This is a genomic window from Prevotella sp. MGM2 (assembly GCF_002933955.1).
Taxonomy (GTDB): Bacteria; Bacteroidota; Bacteroidia; order Bacteroidales; family Bacteroidaceae; genus Alloprevotella.
The window spans coordinates 1-3,275 of record NZ_BEWW01000081.1 but is presented as its reverse complement, the minus strand read 5'-3'; the positions used below and the strand labels follow the sequence as shown (position 1 = coordinate 3,275).

2 protein-coding genes are annotated in these 3,275 nt (G+C 50.3%); both read right to left on the bottom strand.

Going from position 1 to position 3,275, the window contains the following annotated elements:
• Positions 1-66: 66 nt before the first annotated feature.
• On the bottom strand, positions 67-1,422 hold the full coding sequence (ffh, locus tag C5S62_RS01785; RefSeq protein ID WP_104403810.1) for a signal recognition particle protein: 1,356 nt from the start codon (positions 1,420-1,422) through the stop codon (positions 67-69).
• A gap of 119 nt (positions 1,423-1,541) precedes the next feature.
• The coding region (locus tag C5S62_RS01780; protein WP_104403809.1) for an alpha-galactosidase at positions 1,542-3,275 on the bottom strand (1,734 nt) is incomplete at its 5' end.

Below are 3,275 nucleotides of genomic sequence, written 5' to 3'. Positions count from 1 at the left end.
GATGATAATGATGCTGAGGGAAAACTTTCATCCTTATCCGGCATCTTTTTGTCGTAAATGATTCATCTATTTTATTTTGGGCATACCGGCCATTCCCGGCATTTTGGGCATGTGAGCCATCATGCGTCCCATTTTCGATCCCGTTACCATTTTCATCATTTTACGCGTTTGGTCAAATTGCTTTACGAGACGATTGACTTCCTGAAGGGATGTTCCCGAACCTTTGGCAATGCGATTCTTTCGGCTTTGATTGAGAATTTCGGGGTTCTTGCGCTCTTTAGGTGTCATGGATAGGATGATAGCCTCTATGCCCTTAAAGGCGTTGTCGTCTATCTCCACGTCTTTCAAGGCCTTGCCCACACCGGGTATCATAGAAGCCAGATCTTTGAGATTGCCCATCTTCTTAATCTGTTGTATCTGGGCCAGAAAATCATTGAAGTCGAATTGGTTTTTCTGTATCTTGCGTTGAAGTTTGCGGGCTTCCTCCTCATCGTATTGCTCCTGAGCACGCTCTACGAGGCTGACAATATCGCCCATTCCCAGGATGCGGTCAGCCATGCGGTCGGGATGGAACACGTCAAGGGCTTCCATTTTTTCGCCTGTACCGACAAATTTTATAGGCTTGTCTACTACGGTACGGATGGAAAGAGCTGCTCCGCCGCGGGTATCACCGTCGAGTTTCGTCAATACTACACCGTCATAATCCAGACGTTCATTGAATTCCTTGGCTGTGTTTACGGCGTCTTGTCCGGTCATGGCGTCCACCACAAACAGCGTCTCATCGGGCCGGACGGCATCCTTGATGGCGGCAATCTCTTTCATGAGCGCCTCGTCAATGGCCAGTCGTCCCGCGGTATCCACGATTACGGTGTCGAAACCTTTGGCCTTGGCCTCGCGTATGCCTTCAAGCGCAATGGCTACGGGGTCTTTCGACTCCATGTTCATATATACAGGCACGTCTATCTGCTCCGCCAGCACACGTAATTGCTCAATGGCGGCGGGGCGGTAAACATCGCAAGCGACAAGCAGCGGGCGGCGGTTCTTCTTTGATTTGAGTAATAAAGCCAGTTTTCCTGACAATGTAGTCTTACCCGCACCGTTCAGACCAGCCATCAAGATGACAGCTGGCCGGCCCGACAGATTGAGTTCTGCAGCTTGTCCGCCCATCAGTTCGGCCAGTTCGTCATGAACTATTTTCACCATCAACTGTCCGGGTTTCACGCTTGTGAGGACGTTCTGTCCTAAAGCTTTTTGCTTTACCGTATCTGTAAAGGTCTTGGCCACTTTATAATTGACGTCAGCATCGAGTAATGCACGGCGTACGTCTTTCAGAGTTTCGGCTACGTTAATTTCCGAAATGCGGCCTTCTCCCTTGAGTATCTTAAAAGACCGTTCGAGTCTTTCGCTTAAATTTTCAAACATAACTATCAGATGATTTTGCGCGCAAAGATAGTCAAAAATATTGAGAGAGGGGAAAGATATTTCTACTATCGTGAGAAGTATCTTTCCCCTCGGTATAAGGTTCCACGTTTACAATGGAATCATTCCATTGCCTTCAGATATATCACAGCACTGTCAAAGCGTTTGGAACAGGCAAAGTCCAAGCCGATAGTCATGAGGTCTTCGCCGCTCATAACCTTACCGTTTTGGGTGCAGGCGGCTTCGAACGGTGAAGCAATGTTCACTTCCTCTATCTTATAGTTGAGACCGGGATCAAGGCCCTGCAGATTTACGTGGAGTGGGGCGGTTTCATCTTTTACCTGATAAACGAACAAGGCCGCTGATGTGTGTTCTTCCGGCTCTACATAGGAAATGACGGACCGAGAGGTCTCGTAGGGCGATATCAGACGATAAAGGTCTCCGAACTGGACAACGGGGCGTAGCTTCTCTTTGTACGCTTTCACGGCTCGGCGGGTGATTTCACTCTCCTCTTTGGTCATTTTTGCGGGATTGGCGTCCATGCCCAAAACCCCGCTCATGGCTACATCGAAAGCGAATTTAAAGGGCTGATGGCCCATGTGGGTGACGTGTGCACCGATGACTCTGGCCGGAAATACGTGAGAGTGCCCCCATTGTATGAATACACGCGCAAGAGGCGTGGTGTTGTCGCTTGTCCAGAATTCGTGGAAAAATTGCAAGGCACCGTAGTCGTTGCGGGCCGGACCGGCGGAACAAAGCATCATTTGCAGTTTGGGATGTCGGCGCATCACTTCTCCGAAAACCCGGTACAGCCCTTTTGTGTAGTCATACCACAGATGCTGTTGCCGGCGGCCGAGGTAATGGGAATAAGGATTGTGAAAGGGACTGTTACAGTCCCACTTCACGAAAGAGATGCCGGGATTGGAGTCGATGATGCCGCAGAAGGATCGGATGCAGAATTCCTGTACTTCAGGGTTGCTCAGGTCCATCACATATTGTCCGCGTTGCAGATGAGGAGTACGGTCAGGCTCGCATAGGAGCCATTCTGGATGCTCTTTTACGAGGCGTGCATCAGGATTGGCCATTTCCATCTCCACCCATAGTCCGAAATCAATGCCGGTCTTTTTGGCTTCGTCGATGATAGTCTTCATACCGTTAGGATGCATGACGGGGGTAGGATTCCATTCTCCCAGTACGCGTGCCTTATCCTCCAGCCCGAACCATCCGTCATCGAGCAGAAAAAGTTCGTACCCCAGTTCTTTGGCCGGCGCGAGGAAGGGAATGATAACTTTGTCTGCCGTGTTCATGCCCGTTGCTTCCCAGTTGTTGAAAATGGTGCGCAGCGGTTTGTGCCCGTTGCGTATGCCGTAGTTGAGTGCCCAGCGGTGCAGGTTCCGGCTGGCCTGTCCCTTACCTTTGTCCGTAAAGGTATAAATGAGTTCCGGCGTTGTAAAACTTTCTCCGGAGCCGAGTGTGTAATCGGAAGACCAGTTGTTGATGCCGGCAAACACCGAAAGGTTACCGTTTGAGGACATGTCGAAATTCAGTTTCCAGTTGCCCGACCACTTCAGGCTCCCTGCCATAACGCTACCGGTCGTTTCTGTAGCTCTGCCTTTCACTGAAAGCATGAAGTGCTGCTGGCGTTCATTGGAACTCGTAATGCCCCACCGGTTTTCAAAAATCTTTTCACCGGGCAGGAGTTTAGTTTCGTCTACGTTAAATTCATTCATATAGCCGCCTGTGAACTGGGTCAGCCAATAGTCGCCGCCGCGGAAGAGCATAGCCGCCGATGCCACATCTTTCAGCACCACGTCGCCCGCCTCATTGTTATGTATCTCAGCCCATTGCTCTATGAC